Source organism: Pseudomonas sp. TUM25319, assembly GCF_056388475.1.
Genome location: NZ_CM150751.1, coordinates 1,605,516 through 1,624,136, shown reverse-complemented (window position 1 = coordinate 1,624,136; position 18,621 = coordinate 1,605,516). Strand labels below are relative to the sequence as shown.

General features: G+C 63.0%; 18 protein-coding genes and 1 pseudogene. 5 read left to right on the top strand and 14 right to left on the bottom strand.

Going from position 1 to position 18,621, the window contains the following annotated elements; genetic code table 11:
- Positions 1–35: 35 nt before the first annotated feature.
- From AC05QJ_RS07460 to AC05QJ_RS07450, 3 genes are all read right to left on the bottom strand, one after another.
- The gene (locus tag AC05QJ_RS07460; RefSeq protein ID WP_476746263.1) at positions 36–1,142 is read right to left on the bottom strand and encodes an NADH:flavin oxidoreductase/NADH oxidase; all 1,107 of its coding nucleotides are present in this window, start codon (positions 1,140–1,142) and stop codon (positions 36–38) included.
- 117 nt (positions 1,143–1,259) lie between these two features.
- On the bottom strand, positions 1,260–2,969 hold the full coding sequence (gene recJ, locus AC05QJ_RS07455; RefSeq protein ID WP_476746262.1) for a single-stranded-DNA-specific exonuclease RecJ: 1,710 nt from the start codon (positions 2,967–2,969) through the stop codon (positions 1,260–1,262).
- 42 nt (positions 2,970–3,011) lie between these two features.
- The gene (locus tag AC05QJ_RS07450; protein WP_476746261.1) at positions 3,012–3,554 is read right to left on the bottom strand and encodes a YaeQ family protein; all 543 of its coding nucleotides are present in this window, start codon (positions 3,552–3,554) and stop codon (positions 3,012–3,014) included.
- 153 nt (positions 3,555–3,707) lie between these two features.
- Between AC05QJ_RS07450 and AC05QJ_RS07445 the strand changes: the two genes are divergently transcribed.
- Entirely contained in the window at positions 3,708–4,907 is a 1,200-nt protein-coding gene (locus AC05QJ_RS07445) for a CaiB/BaiF CoA transferase family protein (RefSeq protein WP_476746260.1), read from the top strand.
- Positions 4,908–4,927: 20 nt separating this feature from the next.
- Complete coding sequence (locus AC05QJ_RS07440) at positions 4,928–5,758, top strand: TIGR02285 family protein (RefSeq protein ID WP_476746259.1); 831 nt, start codon at positions 4,928–4,930, stop codon at positions 5,756–5,758.
- Between the two features lie 158 nt (positions 5,759–5,916).
- On the opposite strand, the gene AC05QJ_RS07435 is transcribed toward AC05QJ_RS07440, so the two are convergent.
- Both AC05QJ_RS07435 and AC05QJ_RS07430 read right to left on the bottom strand, forming a co-directional pair.
- Positions 5,917–6,201: a DUF3509 domain-containing protein gene (locus AC05QJ_RS07435; RefSeq protein WP_476747888.1), complete on the bottom strand. Its 285-nt coding sequence runs from the start codon at positions 6,199–6,201 to the stop codon at positions 5,917–5,919.
- A gap of 121 nt (positions 6,202–6,322) precedes the next feature.
- A complete protein-coding gene (locus tag AC05QJ_RS07430) occupies positions 6,323–7,549 on the bottom strand; it encodes an EAL domain-containing response regulator (protein ID WP_476746258.1) in 1,227 nt (408 codons plus the stop codon).
- A gap of 183 nt (positions 7,550–7,732) precedes the next feature.
- On the opposite strand from AC05QJ_RS07430, the pseudogene AC05QJ_RS07425 reads away from it, so the two are divergent.
- Positions 7,733–7,882: pseudogene (locus tag AC05QJ_RS07425) on the top strand (type II toxin-antitoxin system HigB family toxin); the annotation flags it as partial.
- Positions 7,872–8,231 (top strand): helix-turn-helix domain-containing protein, encoded by a 360-nt coding sequence (locus AC05QJ_RS07420; RefSeq protein ID WP_476746257.1) that lies wholly within the window; start codon positions 7,872–7,874, stop codon positions 8,229–8,231. The pseudogene AC05QJ_RS07425 and the gene AC05QJ_RS07420, both read left to right, overlap by 11 nt.
- A gap of 57 nt (positions 8,232–8,288) precedes the next feature.
- On the opposite strand, the gene thrC is transcribed toward AC05QJ_RS07420, so the two are convergent.
- The 4 genes from thrC to xerD all read right to left on the bottom strand — a co-directional run bounded on the left by thrC (position 8,289) and on the right by xerD (position 12,960).
- Complete coding sequence (gene thrC, locus AC05QJ_RS07415; protein ID WP_476746256.1) at positions 8,289–9,698, bottom strand: threonine synthase; 1,410 nt, start codon at positions 9,696–9,698, stop codon at positions 8,289–8,291.
- Between the two features lie 104 nt (positions 9,699–9,802).
- A complete protein-coding gene (locus tag AC05QJ_RS07410) occupies positions 9,803–11,107 on the bottom strand; it encodes a homoserine dehydrogenase (RefSeq protein WP_476746255.1) in 1,305 nt (434 codons plus the stop codon).
- Positions 11,108–11,189: 82 nt separating this feature from the next.
- The gene (gene dsbC, locus AC05QJ_RS07405; RefSeq protein ID WP_476746254.1) at positions 11,190–11,921 is read right to left on the bottom strand and encodes a bifunctional protein-disulfide isomerase/oxidoreductase DsbC; all 732 of its coding nucleotides are present in this window, start codon (positions 11,919–11,921) and stop codon (positions 11,190–11,192) included.
- A 142-nt stretch (positions 11,922–12,063) separates the two neighbouring features.
- A complete protein-coding gene (gene xerD, locus AC05QJ_RS07400; RefSeq protein ID WP_476746253.1) occupies positions 12,064–12,960 on the bottom strand; it encodes a site-specific tyrosine recombinase XerD in 897 nt (298 codons plus the stop codon).
- Between the two features lie 77 nt (positions 12,961–13,037).
- On the opposite strand from xerD, the gene AC05QJ_RS07395 reads away from it, so the two are divergent.
- Positions 13,038–14,840 (top strand): cation:proton antiporter, encoded by a 1,803-nt coding sequence (locus AC05QJ_RS07395; RefSeq protein WP_476746252.1) that lies wholly within the window; start codon positions 13,038–13,040, stop codon positions 14,838–14,840.
- Positions 14,841–14,996: 156 nt separating this feature from the next.
- Here AC05QJ_RS07395 and rplS read toward each other — a convergent pair whose 3' ends face one another.
- From rplS to ffh, 5 genes are all read right to left on the bottom strand, one after another.
- Positions 14,997–15,347, bottom strand: coding sequence for a 50S ribosomal protein L19 (rplS, locus tag AC05QJ_RS07390; protein ID WP_042122082.1), 351 nt, complete (start codon positions 15,345–15,347; stop codon positions 14,997–14,999).
- Between the two features lie 42 nt (positions 15,348–15,389).
- Positions 15,390–16,142: a tRNA (guanosine(37)-N1)-methyltransferase TrmD gene (trmD, locus tag AC05QJ_RS07385; protein ID WP_476746251.1), complete on the bottom strand. Its 753-nt coding sequence runs from the start codon at positions 16,140–16,142 to the stop codon at positions 15,390–15,392.
- 3 nt (positions 16,143–16,145) lie between these two features.
- Positions 16,146–16,682 (bottom strand): ribosome maturation factor RimM, encoded by a 537-nt coding sequence (gene rimM, locus AC05QJ_RS07380; RefSeq protein ID WP_476746250.1) that lies wholly within the window; start codon positions 16,680–16,682, stop codon positions 16,146–16,148.
- Positions 16,683–16,687: 5 nt separating this feature from the next.
- On the bottom strand, positions 16,688–16,939 hold the full coding sequence (gene rpsP / locus AC05QJ_RS07375) for a 30S ribosomal protein S16 (RefSeq protein ID WP_042122088.1): 252 nt from the start codon (positions 16,937–16,939) through the stop codon (positions 16,688–16,690).
- A gap of 239 nt (positions 16,940–17,178) precedes the next feature.
- Positions 17,179–18,555, bottom strand: a complete 1,377-nt coding sequence (gene ffh, locus AC05QJ_RS07370; RefSeq protein WP_476746249.1) for a signal recognition particle protein — start codon at positions 18,553–18,555, stop codon at positions 17,179–17,181.
- Positions 18,556–18,621 lie beyond the last annotated feature (66 nt).

Here is an 18,621-nt window from a genome sequence, read left to right as displayed (position 1 = left end):
CGCCAGCTCCTACCGGGTCGTTTGCAATCCTTGACTCAATCCCTCAAATCCGACTCATGAATCGGCTGCTCCCGGCTCGTCGCCCGCTGGTACTGCGCCGGCCAGGTCGCCTTGTTGCCGCCCAGGTCGTCGTCGGCATGCAGCGGCCAGTACGGATCGCGCAGCAGTTCGCGGGCGAGGAAGATCAGATCGGCCTGGCCGGTGCGCAGGATGTGCTCGGCCTGGGCCGGTTCGGTGATCATGCCGACGGTGCCGGTGGCGATCCCCGACTCCTTGCGCACCCGCTCGGCAAAACGGGTCTGGTAGCCCGGACCGGTGGGGATCTCGGCGTGCACCGAAGTGCCGCCCGATGACACGTCGATCAGGTCAGCCCCCAGGGCTTTGAGGCGCTTGGCCAGTTCCACGGTTTCATCCGGGTTCCAACCATCCTCGACCCAGTCGGTCGCCGACACCCGCACGAACAGCGGCAACGACTCCGGCCAGACTTCCCGCACCGCCTCGGTAACCTGCAAGGTCAGGCGGATACGGTTGTCGAAGCAACTGCCATAGCCGTCCCGCCGCTGGTTGCTCAGCGGCGACAGGAACTGGTGCAGCAGATAACCATGCGCCGCATGGATTTCCACCACCTTGAAGCCCGCTACCAGGGCCCGCTTCGCAGCGGCAACGAAGTCGTCGATGATGCCGCGGATCTGCACTTCGCTCAGTTCGGTGGGCGGCGTGTGTTCGGGGTCGAAGGCGATGCGGGACGGCCCCACCGGGGTCCAGCCGCCGTCTTCCGGCTTGACGCTGCCGTGCTTGCCCAGCCACGGGCGATGGGTGCTGGCCTTGCGCCCGGCGTGAGCCAACTGGATGCCCGGCACGGCGCCCTGGGCAGTGATGAAACGGGTGATACGTTGCAGCGGCGGGATCTGTGCGTCGTCCCACAGGCCCAGGTCCTGGGCGGTGATGCGGCCGTCGGCAGTGACTGCCACAGCTTCGGTGATAACCAGGCCCGCGCCACCGACGGCGCGGCTGCCCAGGTGCACCAGATGCCAGTCGTTGGCCAGGCCATCGACGCTGGAGTACTGGCACATGGGGGAGACGGCGATGCGGTTGGGCAGGGTCAACTGACGCAGGGTGTATGGCTCAAGCAAAAGGCTCATGAGGGCACCTCTCAGGACTCCGAATGGTGGACCGAACCGAGCGCTCGTTGTCCCTTTGGCTCAGTGCCGGTCCTACACAGCCTAGACCAGTTTCCTACCCCAAGTTCCGCTAGCGGATCAGCGTGGCTCCATATGCGCGATCATCAGTTGCACGGTTTCCTGGCCACGGAACTCGTTGACGTCGAGCTTGTACGCCAGCTCGACCCAGCGCACCGTCGGGTTCGGCCAGACGTCGCGGTCGATGCCGAAGGCAATACCGTCCAGCTTCACCGAACCGCATTCGCTCTTGAGCACCACCTTCAGGTGACGTTCGCCCACCACCCGCTGCTCGACCAACTGGAACACGCCGTGAAACAGCGGCTCGGGGAAGTGCTGACCCCAGGGGCCGGCATGGCGCAGGGCGCGGGCCAGCTCTAGGTGGAATTCCTCCACCGCCAGGGTGCCGTCGGACAGCAGCCGGCCGGTCAGGTCCTCTTCACGCAACTGGCGGCGGACTTCATCATCGAAGGCGTCGGCAAATGCCGGGAAATTGTCTGCCGGCAGCGACAACCCCGCCGCCATGGCGTGCCCGCCGAACTTGCTGATCAACTGGGGATGCCGCGCCGCCACCGCATCCAGCGCATCACGAATGTGGAAACCCGGCACCGAACGGGCCGAGCCCTTGAGCATGCCCTCCCCCGCATCGGCAAAGGCGATGGTGGGACGGTGATAGCGTTCTTTCAGGCGCGAAGCGAGGATGCCGATCACGCCCTGGTGCCAGTCTGCCTCGAACAGGCACAGGCCGAACGGCATCGACTCCACCGGCAGGTCCTTGAGCTGGGCCAGGGCCTCGCGCTGCATGCCTTGCTCGATGGACTTGCGGTCCTGGTTCAGTTCATCCAGTTGCACCGCCATCTCGTGGGCGAGGCTGGCGTCTTCGCTGAGCAGGCATTCGATGCCCAGGCTCATGTCGTCCAGGCGCCCGGCGGCATTCAGGCGCGGGCCGAGAATGAAACCAAGGTCGGTGGAGGTGATGCGGCGATGGTCGCGACGGGCCACTTCGAGGATCGCCTTGAGCCCGGCACGGGCACGACCGGCGCGGATACGCTCCAGGCCCTGGTGCACCAGGATGCGGTTGTTGGCGTCCAACGGCACCACGTCGGCGACGCTGCCCAGGGCCACCAGGTCCAGCAGCTCGCCAATGTTCGGTTGTGGCTTGCTGTCGTAGTGACCGAGGCTGCGCAGGCGCGCTCGCAGGGCCATCAGTACATAGAAGATCACCCCGACCCCGGCCAGCGACTTGCTGGGGAAGTCGCAGCCCGGCTGGTTCGGGTTGACGATGGCGTCGGCCTGGGGCAGTTCGTGACCGGGCAGGTGGTGGTCGGTGACCAGCACCTTCAGCCCCGCCGCCCGCGCCGCCGCCACGCCCTCGACGCTGGAAATGCCGTTGTCCACGGTAATCAGCAATTGCGGCGAACGCTGCAGCGCCACCGCGACGATCTCCGGGGTCAGGCCGTAGCCGTACTCGAAGCGGTTGGGCACCAGGTAATCGACATGGGCCGCGCCCAGCACGCGCAGGCCGAGCACGCCGACGGTGCTGGCGGTGGCGCCGTCGGCGTCGAAGTCACCGACGATGAGGATGCGCTGCCGCTGCTCCAGCGCTTCCACCAGCAGGTCCACCGCCGCGTCGATGCCCTTGAGCAGGGTGAACGGCAGCAGACGCGCCAGGCTCTTGTCCAGCTCCTCGGCGCTTTGCACGCCTCGGGCGGCGTACAGGCGGGTCAGCAAGGGCGGCAGGTCACCGAGAAATGGCAGGGTGGACGGCAGTGAACGCGGTTCGATACGCATGGGACGGCTTAGGCTTCCATGAAAAACGGGAAAGTTGGCGGCTCAGCCGCGGTCGCCCAGCAACCACTCCAGCTGGACTTCGTGCTGGCCACGGTCGTCGGTGACGAACACGGTGCCTTCGCTGATCATCACGTCCCACTTGATGGAACGCGGCATGTCGGTGGCGAGGGTTTCCAGCACCTCTTGCGGCACGGCAGCGATATTCAGGTTCTTCAAGCCCTTGACCGCATCCACCACCTTGTTCTGCCACACCCGCAGGCTGCCGTAGGCCAGCAGACTGGTGCGTTCGGTACGGCGCGAGCACCAGGTCAGGCGGTCGGCATCCGGCTGGCCGACTTCGATCCAGTGCAGGACGCGGTCGTCCAAGCTCTTTTCCCACAGCGCGGCTTCATCGACATCCGACAGACCACGGCCGAACGACAGTTGCTCGTTGTACCACAGGGCGTAGGCCAGCAGCCGCACGGCCATACGCTCTTCGGTCTCCGAAGGATGGCGGGCGATGGTCTGCTTGACGCTCTCGTAGACGCCGCGATCGAGGTCGGTGAGGTTCAGTTCGAATTTGTAGGTGGTGGACGGCTGGGCCATGGGGGCGGGCTTCTGGTAACGGGGAAAAGTCGCCCAGTCTACCCGATGCGGCGGCGATCAACTAAACGAAGCCACATTCCTGCGCTACAACAGTATCTGAGCCAATCGGCCTGTGATAAAAACGAGCGCATTGCCCATTGCCACGGATGCCTTATGTCGTTGCCCAGCAAACCCCTCGCCGGCCTGAAAGTGGTCGAACTCGGAACCCTGATCGCCGGACCGTTCGCGTCGCGGATCTGTGCCGAATTCGGCGCCCAGGTGGTCAAGGTCGAGTCCCCGGATGGCGGCGACCCGCTGCGCAAGTGGCGCAAACTCTACGAAGGCACCTCGCTGTGGTGGTTCGTGCAGGCGCGCAACAAGCAGTCGCTGACCCTCAACCTCAAGCACCCCGAAGGCATGGCAATCCTCAAGCGCCTGCTGTCGGAGGCCGACATCCTTATCGAGAACTTCCGCCCTGGCGTGCTGGAAAAGCTCGGCCTGGGCTGGGACGTGCTCAAGGCGCTGAACCCCAGGCTGGTGATGGTGCGCCTGTCCGGCTTTGGCCAGACCGGGCCGATGAAGGACCAGCCGGGCTTCGGCGCCGTTGGCGAGTCCATGGGCGGGCTGCGCTACATCACCGGTTTCGACGACCGCCCGCCAGTGCGCACCGGGATTTCCATCGGTGACTCCATCGCCGCCCTGTGGGGCGTGATTGGTGCGCTGATGGCCCTGCGGCACCGCGAGGTGAACGGCGGCGAGGGCCAGGTCGTGGATGTGGCGCTGTACGAAGCGATCTTCGCCATGATGGAAAGCATGGTGCCGGAGTTCGACGTGTTCGGCTTCATCCGCGAGCGCACCGGCAACATCATGCCCGGCATCACGCCCTCCTCCATCCACACCAGCGCCGACGGCAAGCACGTGCAGATCGGCGCCAACGGCGATGCCATCTTCAAGCGCTTCATGCTCGCCATCGGCCGCGCCGACCTGGCCGACGATCCGGCCCTGGCCAGCAACGACGGCCGCGACCTGCGCCGTGACGAGCTCTACGGCGTGATCGACCGCTGGGCAGGCAGCGTGCCGCTGGACGAACTGATGCGTACCCTCAACGAGGCGCAAGTCCCGGCCAGCCGTATCTATTCCGCCGAAGACATGTTCAGCGACCCGCAGTACCTCGCCCGGGAGATGTTCCTCCAGGCGAAACTGCCCGACGGCAAGCCGTTCAAGATGCCGGGCATCGTGCCCAAGCTGTCCGACACCCCGGGCTCCAGCGAATGGGTCGGGCCGAAGCTGGGCGAGCATACCGACCAGTTGCTCGGCGAACTGGGCTACGACCCGGCCGCCATCGCCAGCCTGCGCGAGCAAGGTGCCATCTGAAGCGGCTGGCCCTGAGTGTATTGCTCGGCGTGCTGCTGAGCGCCTCCGGCATTGCCGCGGCCAGGGAGCGACTGGTCTGGCTGCTGCGTGACCTGCCGCCGCTGACCATGTTCGAAGGCTCGCAGAAAAACCGCGGGGCGGTGGATCAACTGCTGGCCATGTTGACCGAGCGCATGCCCGAGTACGATCACAGCATCCAGCGTGTCAATCGCGCCCGGGCCTTGCAGATGCTGCGAGAGCCCGGCTTCAACTGTGATCCGACGCTGCTGCGCACCCCCGAACGCGACCAGTTCATCCACTTCTCGCTGCCGAGCATGGGCACCCTGAGTAACGGCCTGATCATCCGCAAGCAAGACCAGAAGCTGATCGAGCCCTTCCTGGTAGAAGACCATGTCGACCTCAAGGCCCTGCTGGCAAGCCAGCCGGAAAAATTGGGGATGGTCGCCGAGCGCAGCTACAGCACGCCCATCGACGACATTCTGCGCGACACACCACGCGACAGACTCGCCCCTCACTACGGTGTCGACGCTGTGAGAAGCCTGCTGCAGATGCAATTTCTCGGGCGGCTGAAGTGGCTGCTCGGCTATTGGCCAGAGGTACGTTACCTGAGCCAGGAACTCGGCCAGCCGCTGGACGATTTGGTGTTCTATCCAATTCAGGGTGTCGCCGAGTACCAGTTCATTCATGTCGGCTGCTCCAGGACCGTGCTCGGCGAGCAGGCCATCGCCCACATCAACCAGTTGCTGCTGGACATGCGCCGGGATGTATTGCCGCCGCTCTACGCCCAGTGGCTGGACCCGCAGACCCGCGAGGTGTACATGGAAGACGCCCGCCACTTCTTCGACCACTGACCGCGAAATCCGGGCAAAAAGAAACCCCGAACGGTGGGGAGCCCGTACGGGGTTAAACGAAGGCCTTGGGCCTTTCGTGGAGACAGTCAGACAGCATCGGAGCAAAATGCCATCTGCCTGCCTGTATAGGGTCTGATCGCGGGATCCAATAAAGGTTCCTACAAGGTAGCCGACAAATTCCGACCCTGCCGGGCATGTTGCCAGGCTGCGATCACACAGGGCTGGAGTCGCCCCTCGGCGATACGCAGGTCACGCTGCAGGCCGTCCACCAGATCCACCAGCAGGCGCTGGTCCGTCAGTTCGCTGGCCATGACACGGCGTTGCACTACCTGCTGACCGGACTCGTCCCGCAGCGACAAGGTGAAATCGGCAACTCCCTTGGGAGCCAGCATGACCGCATACGGGGCCAATGCTTCATTGAGCAACAAGCTGACAGATTCCATCTCGTTCACTATTCACCTCGTTAGAACAAAGGGGTCTTTCAATGACCCCGCCTGCGCCGGAAAAGTTCGGTCAAGCGGGTTGCCGCCCGTTTCACGAGCATGCCTCCAGAACGTGACAGATTTAATCGGCCTCCCCGGTTGCACCCTGCTCCCTTGCCGATACCACTGCCTCACGGGCGCTCAGCCACTCCAGGAGGATACCCGCAGGCATCGGCCGGGCGATGAAATGCCCTTGCCGCACCGGGCGTCCCAACTTGCTGGCGATCGCCCAGTCCTCGGGGGTTTCGACCCCCACGATCACCACCTTCAGTTCCAGACGCCGTGCCAGGATCAAGGCCCCCGCCACCGCCGCAGCCTTGCGGCCGTCCTCGCCCATACCGCGAAGGGCAGCAACCGGCAACTTCAGCTCGTGCAACGGCAGACCGGTCAGTTGCGGCAGGCTGAGCAGCGTACCGCTGAAGCCGTCCAGAGACAGACGGCATCCCAGCGAACGCAGCGCCACCCACGCCTCGCTGCTCATGCGTTCACAGTGGCTTTCATCGAGTTCCAGCGTCAGTACGCTGCCGGGCAGTTGCAACCGCGCCAGCAGGTCTTGTAGCCGCGCGGCGCTACCGGCGTCCAGCAGTTGGGACGACGGCAGGCCGACCGCCACCGGTAATGGCCGCCCGTCTTCCCCCGTGATCGCGGCGCTCAGCGCCAGGGCCTGTTCGAGCAGATGCCAGGTGAGCATGTCGAGCAGGCCGGCCCCCTTGAGCACGGTAAAAAACTGCCCCGGCGCCAGCAGACCGAGGGTCGGGTGCTGCCAACCGACCACCGCTTCGACCGCCACCAGCCGCCCTTCCGCATCGACCCGTGGCTGGTACTGCACGCGCCATTGCTCGCGGGAGCGTGCCAGTTGCTCGGCAGACAGGCTCGCCAGCTCGAACACCTGCGCCGATGCCTCCTGAGGTTCCGCCCTCGCAGGAACCTCGCGGTATTGCGACAGCAGACGGTGCAGAATGGCGCTGTTGGCCGGTTTCGGAACGCTGCCCAGCAGCCTTATGCCCAGTTGCCGCGCCAGTTCGCCCACCCGCTCGAGCAACACCGGTTCGGCATCACTGAGAATGATCAGCGACGACGCCAGCCGCTCATGGGCCAGATGGCGAATCAGCGACAAGCCGTCGTCGCCATCCAGGTACAGGTCGCAGATCGCCACATCGACAGGACCATGACGGGCGAGCATTTCCTTCGCACAGCCCACGGACTCGGCCGCCAGCACGTCGTACACGCCACTGGCGTTGAGCATTTGGTGCAAGGCCATCAACTGGAAAGGATGGTCTTCGAGAATCAGGATCTTGAGCGAATGCATGAACGGTTCTCCGCGAATTGCCGGCCTGTGCGGGAGCACAAAGGCGCAACTCTAGGGAAAAGCTGCCGTCATCCCTATAGGAAAAATCCCAAAGATCCTCACCTGTTTCCGATGATGATCAACGGGCAGATGTGCGCAACCGAGTTGCAGTGATCGAACCAGAGGGCTAAAAAACACGCTGATCAAGTTTTGGGAAGTGCCTGGGACATCGGTGGCAACAAATACCGACTCGTTGTCGAGATGCAGTATCGAGCAGGTATCGCCTGGGTGAAATTCATCGGCACGCACCAGCGCTACGACGAGATAAACGTGGAGACGATCAATGAATATTAAGCCGATCCGCACCGACAAAGACCTTCATGCGGCCTTCAAGCGGCTCGAAACCATCTTCCAGGCTGAACCCGGAACACCTGAAGCCGATGAGATGGAAATACTGGTAACGCTGATTGAGGTCTATGAGAACAAGCATTACCCGATTCAGGCTGCCGACCCGATAGAGGCCATCAAATTCCGTATGGATCAGCAAGGTCTGACCCCTCGCGACCTCGAACAATACATCGGCCCAAGCGGCCGCGTTTCAGAGGTGCTGAATGGCAAACGGCGCTTGAGTTTGTCCATGATCAAGCGATTGCATGACGGATTGCGCATTCCGTATGAATCCCTGCTGGGGAAAACCGCCTGACACCTGGCAAAAGGCCCGTCATTTTGACGGGCCTTTTGCCAGGTGCTGATGCTTTGCTTACAGCGGCTTGCCGCGATTACCGTGCTGGCTCACGAAGGCCTGGACCTTGCCCAGGTCGTTGGCCAGGACCGTGCACTTCTCTTCCCGCGAGAACAGGTCCGAGAGGTGAGCCGGCAGTTCCAGGGCCTTGCCGACGCCGGCCTTTTCCACCGCATCGGGGAACTTGACCGGGTGCGCAGTACCCAGCACCACCATCGGCGTGTCCAGGCTGCGGCGGCATTCGCGGGCGGCCTTGACGCCGATCGCGGTGTGCGGATCCAGCACTTCGCCGGTCTGGGCGAAGACTTCGGCGATGGTCTCGCAGGTCTGCGCGTCATCCACGGCCAGTGAGTCGAACAGCTTGCGCGCTTCGGTCCAGCGGTCCTGCTCGACGCTGAAGCCGCCGCCCTGCTTGAAGTTGGCCATCAGCTCGGCAATGGCAGCACCGTTGCGACCGTGCAGGTCGAAGAGCAGGCGCTCGAAGTTGGACGACACCATGATGTCCATCGACGGCGACAGGGTCGCGTGCAGGGTTTCCTTGACGTACTGGTTGCCGCTCATGAAGCGGTGCAGGATGTCGTTGCGGTTGGTGGCGACGATCAGCTGGCTGATCGGCAGGCCCATGTTGCGCGCCAGGTAGCCGGCGAAGATGTCACCGAAGTTGCCGGTCGGTACCGAGAACGCCACGGAACGGGCCGGGCCACCCAGCTGCAGCGCGGCGTGGAAGTAGTAGACGATCTGGGCCATGATCCGCGCCCAGTTGATCGAGTTGACAGCCACCAGGCGAGTGCCCTTGAGGAAGCTCTGGTCGGCGAAGCTGTTCTTGACCATCTCCTGGCAGTCGTCGAAGTTGCCTTCGATGGCGATGTTGTGGATGTTCTCGCCCATGATGGTGGTCATCTGGCGGCGCTGAACTTCCGAAACGCGCTGATGCGGGTGCAGGATGAAGATGTCGACGTTGTCGCAACGGCGGCAGCCTTCGATGGCTGCCGAACCGGTGTCGCCGCTGGTGGCGCCGATGATCACCACGCGCTCGCCGCGCTTGGCCAACACATGGTCGAGCAGGCGACCGAGCAGTTGCAGGGCGAAGTCCTTGAATGCCAGGGTCGGGCCGTGGAACAGCTCCAGCACCCATTCGTTGCTGTTCAGTTGACGCAGTGGCGCGACCGCCGCATGGGCGAACTCACCGTAGGTTTCTTCGAGGATCTTCTTGAAGTCGGCATCGGCGATGCTGCCGGTGACGAACGGGCGCATCACCCGGAACGCCAGCTCGTGATACGGCAGGCCGGCCCAGGAAGCGATTTCTTCCTGGGTGAAACGCGGCAGGTTTTCCGGCACGTAGAGGCCGCCATCGCTGGCAAGACCGGCAAGCAGCACGTCTTCGAAATTCAGGGCAGGAGCCTGGCCACGGGTACTGATATAGCGCATGAGGGCAAACCTTCTTTTGAGCGGCAAGCTTCAAGCTTCAAGCTGCAAGAGGAGCGGTGGCGCTCTTTCTTGCAGCGGAGGGTCCTCGAGCTTGCCGCTGGAATTTAGTTGAGCTGTTCGACGCGGATCCGCACGACCTTGCCGGCCACGTCCTGGAGGGCTTCCAGCGCGGCAATGGCGTCGTTCATCCGTTTCTCCTGGACCTTGTGGGTCAGCAGGATCATCGGGACCAGGCCGTCCTGTTCCTCGACTTCCTTCTGCATGATCGATTCGATGTTGATGCCACGCTCGGAGAGGATGCTGGCCACCTGGGCCAGTACGCCCGGATGGTCCTTGGCCTGGATGCGCAGGTAGTAGGCGCTTTCGCAGGCTTCGATCGGCAGGATCGGGTGGGCGGACAGCGAGTCCGGCTGGAAGGCCAGGTGCGGTACGCGGTTTGCCGGGTCGGAGGTCATGGCGCGAACCACGTCCACCAGGTCGGCGACCACCGAGGAAGCGGTCGGCTCCATGCCGGCGCCAGCGCCGTAGAACAGGGTCGAACCGGCGGCGTCGCCGTTGACCATGACGGCGTTCATCACGCCATTGACGTTGGCGATCAGGCGGTCGGCCGGAATCAGGGTTGGGTGCACGCGCAGCTCGATGCCGGCAGCAGTGCTGCGGGCCACGCCCAGGTGCTTGATGCGGTAGCCCAGGGCTTCGGCGTAGTTCACGTCAGCAGTGGTCAGCTGGGTGATGCCTTCGGTGTAGGCCTTGTCGAACTGCAGCGGGATGCCGAAGGCGATGGACGCCAGGATGGTCAGCTTGTGCGCGGCGTCGATGCCTTCGACGTCGAAGGTCGGGTCGGCTTCGGCGTAGCCCAGCGCCTGGGCTTCGGCCAGCACGTCGGGGAAGGCACGGCCTTTCTCGCGCATTTCGGTAAGGATGAAGTTGCCGGTGCCGTTGATGATGCCCGCCAGCCAGTTGATGCGGTTGGCCGCCAGGCCTTCGCGGATGGCCTTGATCACCGGGATGCCGCCGGCCACGGCGGCTTCGAACGCGACGATCACGCCTTTCTCGCGGGCGCGGGCGAAGATTTCGTTGCCGTGCACGGCGATCAGCGCCTTGTTGGCGGTGACCACATGCTTGCCGTTGTCGATGGCCTTGAGCACCAGTTCGCGGGCCACGGTGTAGCCACCGATCAGTTCGATGACGATATCGATCTCGGGGTTGCTCGCGACTTCGAACACGTCAGCGGTAATGGGGGTACCGGTAATCTGGCAGTTCGGGTTCGGCGAACGCATGGCAATGTGTGCCACTTCGATTCCACGCCCGGCGCGGCGGGCAATCTCCTCGGCGTTTCGCTTGAGTACATTGAAGGTACCGCCACCGACGGTCCCCAACCCACAGATGCCTACTTTGACCGGTTTCACTGTGAAACTCCCCATTGAACGGCCGGCGTGGTACCGACCGTGAAAGAAGCCGCCTCCCCATGAAGGCGGCCCACTGATTGAATTACTTGGCGCCGGCCAGGGCCAGCTTGGCCACTTGCGGGGCCGGCTGGTAGCCCGGGATCACCTGGCCATCCTCGAGCACGATGGCCGGCGTGCCATTGACGCCGATGGACTGGCCCATGGCGAACTGCTTGCTGACCGGGTTCTCGCACTTGGCGGCCTTGATTTCCTTGCCGTCGATCATCTTGTCCAGGGCGCCCTGGCGGTCCTTGGAGCACCAGACCGCCTGCAGCTGCTCGTCACCCGGCGAGCCGAGGCCCTGGCGCGGGAAGGCGACATAACGCACTTCGATACCACGCTTGTTCAGCTCGGGCACTTCGGCGTGCAGCTTGTGGCAGTACGGGCAGGTGGTGTCGGTGAAGACGGTGATGTGCGACTTGGTCTCGCCCTTGGCAGGATAAACCACCATCTCCGCGGCTGGAATGGCGTTGATGGTCTTGGCGATGGCCTGTCGCTCGGTCTTCTCGGTCAGGTTGACCGGCTTGCCATCCTGCAACTGGAACAGGTAGCCCTGGACCAGGAACTGGCCGTCGGCGCTGGCGTAAAGGACGCGCCCCCCCTGAAGCTTGACTTCATACAGCCCCTTGAGCGGACTGGCGACAATGCTATCGACCGGAATTTCAGACTCCAGCGATTGCAGGGATTTGCGGATATTCTGCTCGGCGTCGTCTGCCGCGGCGAAACTACTCACCAGCGCCAGCACGGTGGCAGCAAGGATCTGGATCAAGCGCATAGGAACTCCTGAAAGCGTACAAAGGGCCGGAATAAGGACTCCCGTGCTGAAAATGCGGGTATTTCGCCGGCCCAGGACGTAAACCGTGGAAGACTATCACATTCATCGGCCTGTAACGGGCACCTCGACGGGTCAAATAAGCCTAGCCGCGCGGATGGTGCTTCGCATGCAGTTCCTGTAGCCGCGCCTTGGCCACATGGGTGTAGATCTGCGTGGTCGACAGGTCGCTGTGGCCCAGCAGCATCTGCACCACCCGCAGGTCGGCACCGTGGTTGAGCAGGTGGGTGGCGAAGGCGTGACGCAGGGTATGCGGCGACAGCGCCTTGCCGATCCCGGCCACCTGGGCGTGGTGCTTGATCCGGTGCCAGAACGTCTGGCGGGTCATCTGCTCGCCACGCTGGCTGGGGAACACCACGTCGCTGGGGCGGCCGTTGAGCAGGCCGTTGCGGCCGTCGCGCAGGTAGCGTTCCAGCCACACCACCGCCTCCTCGCCCATCGGCACCAACCGTTCCTTGCTGCCTTTGCCCATCACCCGCAGAACGCCCTGGCGCAGGTTGATCTGGTCCAGGGTCAGGCTGACCAGTTCGGTCACCCGCAAGCCGCAGGCGTACAACACCTCGAGCATCGCACGGTCACGCTGGCCAATGTCCTCGCTCAGGTCTGGCGCCTTGAGCAGCGCCTCGACGTCCGCTTCCGACAGCGATTTGGGCAATGGCCGCCCCAGCTGTGGCATTTCTACCTGCAGCGTCGGATCGACGGCGATGCGTTTTTCCCGCAGCAGGTAGCGGTAGAAGCCGCGCAGGCCAGACAGGAAACGCGCCGTGGAACGCGGCTTGTAGTGGTTATCGAGGCGCCAGCCGAGGTGATCGAGGATCAGGTCCCGGCCAGCGTCCGGCAATTCGATGCTCCGCTCCTGCAGCCAGCCGTTGAACAGGGCCAGGTCGCTTCGGTAAGAGGAACGGGTATTGTCCGACAGGCCTTTTTCCAGCCATAGGGCATCGAGAAACTGATCAATCAGGGGGTGGTCGATAGCAGGCATGACAACTCGGCAACGAGGCGATGAAAACGCCGAAATGCCGCTAGTCTTCCATAACCTTGCCAGGATAGGGAATCCGAATGAACGAACAACAGATCCTGCTGGCGTTTGGCGGCATCGGCGTCGCCGCACTGGGCTGCCAGTGGCTGGCCTGGCGCCTGAAACTGCCGGCCATTCTGTTTCTGCTGCTCAGCGGCATACTCGCCGGCCCGGTCCTGGGCTGGCTCGATCCGCAGGAAATGTTCGGCCCGTTGCTGATGCCCCTGGTGTCGCTGGCGGTGGCGCTGATCCTGTTCGAGGGCAGCCTGACACTGCACCTGTCGCAGTGGCGCGAGATCGGCAGCGTGGTCCAGCGGATGGTGACCCTCGGCGCGCTGGTCACCTGGGCGGTGATCGCCGTTGCCACCCACTGGCTGCTGGGTTTCGACTGGCCGCTGGCGGTGCTGTTCGGCACCCTGACCCTGGTCACCGGGCCGACGGTGATCGTACCGATGCTGCGGGTCGTGCGGCCGAAGTCGGCCATCGCCAACATCCTGCGCTGGGAAGGCATCGTCATCGACCCCATCGGTGCGCTGCTGGCCGTGGTGGTGTACAGCTTCATCATCGCCAGCGCGGCCGATGAAGGGCTGAGCCAGAGCCTGAAGACCTTCGCCGGAGTCATTCTCTGCGGCAGCGCGTTCGGCGCCGCCGGCGGCTGGCTGCTGGGCCAGGTAATGCGTGAACAGTGGCTGCCGGAATACCTGCACAACCTGGCTTCGCTGGCGGCCGTGCTGGGCATCTTCATTGCCGCCAACCAGGTGATGCACGAATCGGGGCTGCTGGCGGTCACCGTGATGGGCATGTGGCTGGCGAACATGAAGGGCGTGGATGTCCGGCAGATCCTGCACTTCAAGGAAAACCTCAGCGTGCTGCTGATCTCCGGGCTGTTCATCCTGCTGGCCGCGCGCCTCGACCTGAACGCCCTGCTCGGCCTTGGCCCCTCGGTGCTGGCATTGCTGCTGGTGATCCAGGTGCTTGCCCGCCCGCTGAACGTTGCCCTTTCCACCTGGGGCTCGCCCCTGAACTGGCGCGAGCGGGCATTGCTGGGCTGGATCGCACCACGGGGCATCGTTGCGGCAGCAGTCTCGGCCATCTTCGCCATTCGCCTGAATGAGGCCGGCCACGAAGGCGCCTTGTTGCTGGTGCCGCTGACGTTCGCGGTGATCATCGGCACCGTGGTTCTGCAAAGCGCCACGGCCCGACCACTGGCCAGGCTGTTGAAGGTGGCGGAGCCGGCGCCCAGCGGCTTTCTCATCGTCGGCGCCAACCCGGCGGCGCGAGCCATCGGCAAGGCGCTGCAGCAGATGGACTGCCGGGTCCTGCTGACCGACTCCAGCTGGGAGAACATCCGGGCGGCGCGTATGGAGGGGCTGCCGACCTACTTCGGCAATCCGGCCTCGCAGCATGCCGACGCACACCTCGACCTGGTCGGGCTCGGCCACCTGCTCGGACTTTCGCCCTCCGGAGAATTGAATGCATTGGCCTGCATGCGTTTTCGTCACGACTTCGGCCACCAGCGGCTTTTTTCCCTGGCCAGCGGGCTGGAAGTCAAGCGTAGCGACAAGCACAGGGCCAGCGACGAACACCGCGGTCACCTGCTGGGAAGCCAGCCACTGACCTATGTGCAACTGGCCAACCGGTTGCATCAGGGCGCCGAACTGTACAGCACGCACCTGACCGAGACCTTTGGCTGGGAGGAATACCGGGCGCTGCATGGCGAGCGTGCGTTACTGCTGTTCGCCCGCGACGACCATGGCTGGGTGCATGTGTTCGGGCCGGACCACACGCTCAGGCCCGGACCGGGCTGGACCTTGCTGGCCCTGGTTCAGCGACAGCCGGCTTGAGCTGCGAGCCCTGAGCGGCAAGCTTTAAGCTGCAAGCCACAAGAAGAAGCAGACCTGCGCCGACCGCTCTTTCTTGCAGCTTGAAACTTGCCACTCAGAAAAACAAAAAGGGCAGCCCGAAGGCTGCCCTTTCTTTTCGCAAAGGTCAGACTGGACTCAGGCCAGTTTTTCCTTGATGCGAGCTGCTTTACCGGACAGGTCACGCAGGTAGTACAGCTTGGCTTTACGCACGTCACCACGACGTTTCACGGCCAGGCTGTCGATTTGCGGGCTGTAGGTCTGGAAAGTACGCTCAACGCCAACACCGTTGGAGATTTTGCGAACGGTGAATGCGCTGTTCAGACCGCGGTTGCGCTTGGCGATTACAACGCCTTCGAACGCCTGCAGACGGGAACGATCGCCTTCCTTCACTTTCACCTGAACGACAACGGTGTCGCCCGGGGCAAAGGTAGGGATCTCTTTGCTCATCTGTTCAGCTTCGATCTGCTGAATGATTTTGTTGGTCATCTTTTGCTCCTAAGGCAGATTGTCGGATCTACCATCGATACGTTAACTATCGTCCCGCTCGCGGATGTAGTCCTCGAGCAGCTTCTTCTCTTCTCCAGAAAGTGAGCGACTTTCCAGAAGATCGGCGCGTCGTTCCCAGGTCCGCCCAAGGGACTGCTGTAAACGCCAACGCCGGATGTGTGCATGGTTGCCACTAAGCAACACGTCGGGTACACGCTGATCCGCATACACCTCAGGTCGGGTGTAGTGCGGGCAATCCAGCAGACCATCGGTGAAGGAGTCTTCCTCCGCCGAGTCCACATGCCCTAAAGCTCCGGGCAGCAGCCGCGTAACCGCATCGATCATGACCATTGCCGGCAGCTCGCCGCCAGACAACACGTAGTCACCAATCGACCACTCTTCATCGACATGAGCCTCGATAAAACGCTCGTCGATGCCTTCGTAACGACCGGCTATCAGAATCAACGATTCATGCTTCGCCAGGTCCTTGACCGCCGACTGAGTCAGCTTGCGGCCTTGCGGCGATAGGTAGATCACCTTCGCTGCTCCTCCGGTTGCCTGCCTGGCCTGAACCAGGGCGTCTTCCAGAGGCTTGATCTTCATCACCATGCCCGGACCACCGCCAAAAGGCCGATCATCCACCGTGTGGTGGCGATCCGTGGTGTAGTCCCGCGGGTTCCAGCAGGTCAGTTGCAACAACCCCTGTTTCACCGCACGGCTGGTAATGCCGTACTCACTGATGGCCGAGAACATCTCGGGGAACAGCGTGATGACGTCTACGCGCAGGCTGGCCATTGCTTAGAAATCCGCGTCCCACTCAACCCTCATTTCGCCTGCCGCCAGGTCGACTGCCAACACGCACTGCTCGGTATAGGGCAGTAGCCGTTCACGATCATCCAGGCTGCCAGCGCAGGGCTTGACCACCATTACATCGTTCGCGCCGGTCTCCAACAGGTGATCAACCTTGCCGAACAGTTGTCCGTCCTGGTTGATGACACTCAGACCCACGAGCTGATACCAGTAGTAATCGCCGTCGGTCAGGTCGGGCAAAAGGCTGCGCGAGATACAGATCTCGAAACCGGTCAGAAGACGAGCTTCATCGCGATCATCCAGCCCCTTGAGCTTGGCGACCAGATCCTTTTGAGTGGATCGGCCCTTGACCAGCTCGACCTGTTTCACCACACCTTCGCGCCGAAGCGTCCAGTTGCGGTACTGCAACAGGTTGTCGATCGGATCGGTAAAGGAAAAGACCTTCACCTCGCCGCGAACGCCGTGTACCGAAAAAATCTTGCCGACGACGATCAGTTCGTCAGCGTTTTCTGGCGTCGCGTTCATATTGCTCAGGCAGCAGCCTTGGCAGCTTCCTTCAGCAGCTGAGCAACGCGCTCAGACGGCTGTGCACCTTGAGCCAGCCAGTAGGTGGCACGCTCTTGGTTTACGGACAGTTTGACTTCTGCGCCCGAAGCAATCGGGTTGAAGAAGCCGATACGCTCAACGAAACGACCATCGCGCGCGTTGCGGCTGTTGGTCACGGTGAGGTGGTAGAATGGGCGCTTTTTGGAGCCGCCACGGGCAAGACGGATGGTTACCATGTGAACATCGTTCCTGTAGTCGGTGCTGCAAATCTATAGGCCAAGCGGGCACGGGTGCCCGAAAGGCCGCATATTCTCAGGGAATACACGGACTTTTGCAAATGCCTTTTTTCTGGCAACTGCCTGTCTGTCATACAGATCTGCAATGGAGCCGCCTCCTAATAAGGCAGCGATTTTCCCGCCAGCGGCGGGATTTTCGAACGACGCCCCGAAAAACGGGGCGTCGTCACGAATCGGGATCAGAGCTTGGGCATGCCGCCGCCGGGCATCATGCCACCCAGCCCGCGCATCATCTTGGCCATGCCGCCCTTGGCAGAAAACTTCTTCATCATCTTCTGCATCTGCTTGTGCTGCTTGATCAGGCGGCCGATGTCCTGCACCTGGGTGCCGGAACCCAGGGCGATACGGCGCTTGCGCGAACCGCTGATCAGGTCAGGGTCGCGGCGCTCGGCCGGGGTCATCGAGTTGATGATCGCTTCCATCTGCTTGAACTGCTTCTCGGCGGCGCCCTGGGCGTTGCCCATCTGCGACAGGTTGACGCCACCGATGCTCGGCAACTTGTCCATCAGGCCGCCCAGACCGCCCATGTTCTTCATCTGCTGCAGTTGGTCGCGGAAGTCTTCGAGGTCGAAGCCCTTGCCCTTCTTCAGCTTCTTGGCCAGCTTGTCGGCCTTGGCCTTGTCGATGTTCTGCTCGGCCTGCTCGATCAGGCTGAGCACATCACCCATGCCGAGAATCCGTGAGGCGATACGGTCCGGGTGGAACGGCTCGAGGGCTTCGGTCTTCTCGCCCATGCCGATGAACTTGATCGGCTTGCCGGTGATGGCGCGAACCGACAGCGCGGCACCGCCACGGGCGTCACCGTCGACCTTGGTCAGCACCACGCCGGTGAGCGGCAAGGCATCACCGAACGCCTTGGCGGTGTTGGCAGCGTCCTGGCCGGTCATGGCGTCGACCACGAACAGCGTTTCGATCGGCTTGACTGCGGCGTGCAGGTCCTTGATCTCGGTCATCATTTCCGCGTCGACGTGCAGTCGGCCGGCGGTGTCGACGATGACCACGTCGATGAACTTGAGCTTGGCCTCGCGAATGGCCGCTTCGGCGATGGCCACCGGCTTCTGGCTGATGTCCGACGGGAAGAAGGTCACGCCGATGTCGTTGGCCAGGGTTTCCAGCTGCTTGATCGCCGCCGGACGATAGACGTCGGCAGAGACGACCATGACGGTCTTCTTCTTGCGTTCCTTGAGGAAGCGCGCCAGCTTGCCGGCGGTGGTGGTCTTGCCCGCACCTTGCAGACCGGCCATCAGCACCACTGCAGGCGGTGCGGCGTTCAGGCTCAGGTCTTCGTTGGCCGCCCCCATCAGTGCTTCGAGCTCGGCCTGGACGATCTTCACGAACGCCTGGCCCGGCGTCAGGCTGCGGGACACCTCGGTACCGACCGCACGTTCCTTGACCTTGTTGACGAAGTCCTTCACCACCGGCAGGGCGACGTCGGCCTCGAGCAACGCCATGCGCACTTCGCGCAGGGTGTCTTTGATGTTGTCTTCGTTCAGCTTGGCCTTGCCGGTGACATGGCGCAGCGTCTGTGACAGACGATCGGTCAGGTTTTCAAACATGGGGATCCTTTACAGGTTCTTCAGAACCGCGGGTTATCAGCCGCCCCGGGCGCATTCGGCCGGCCT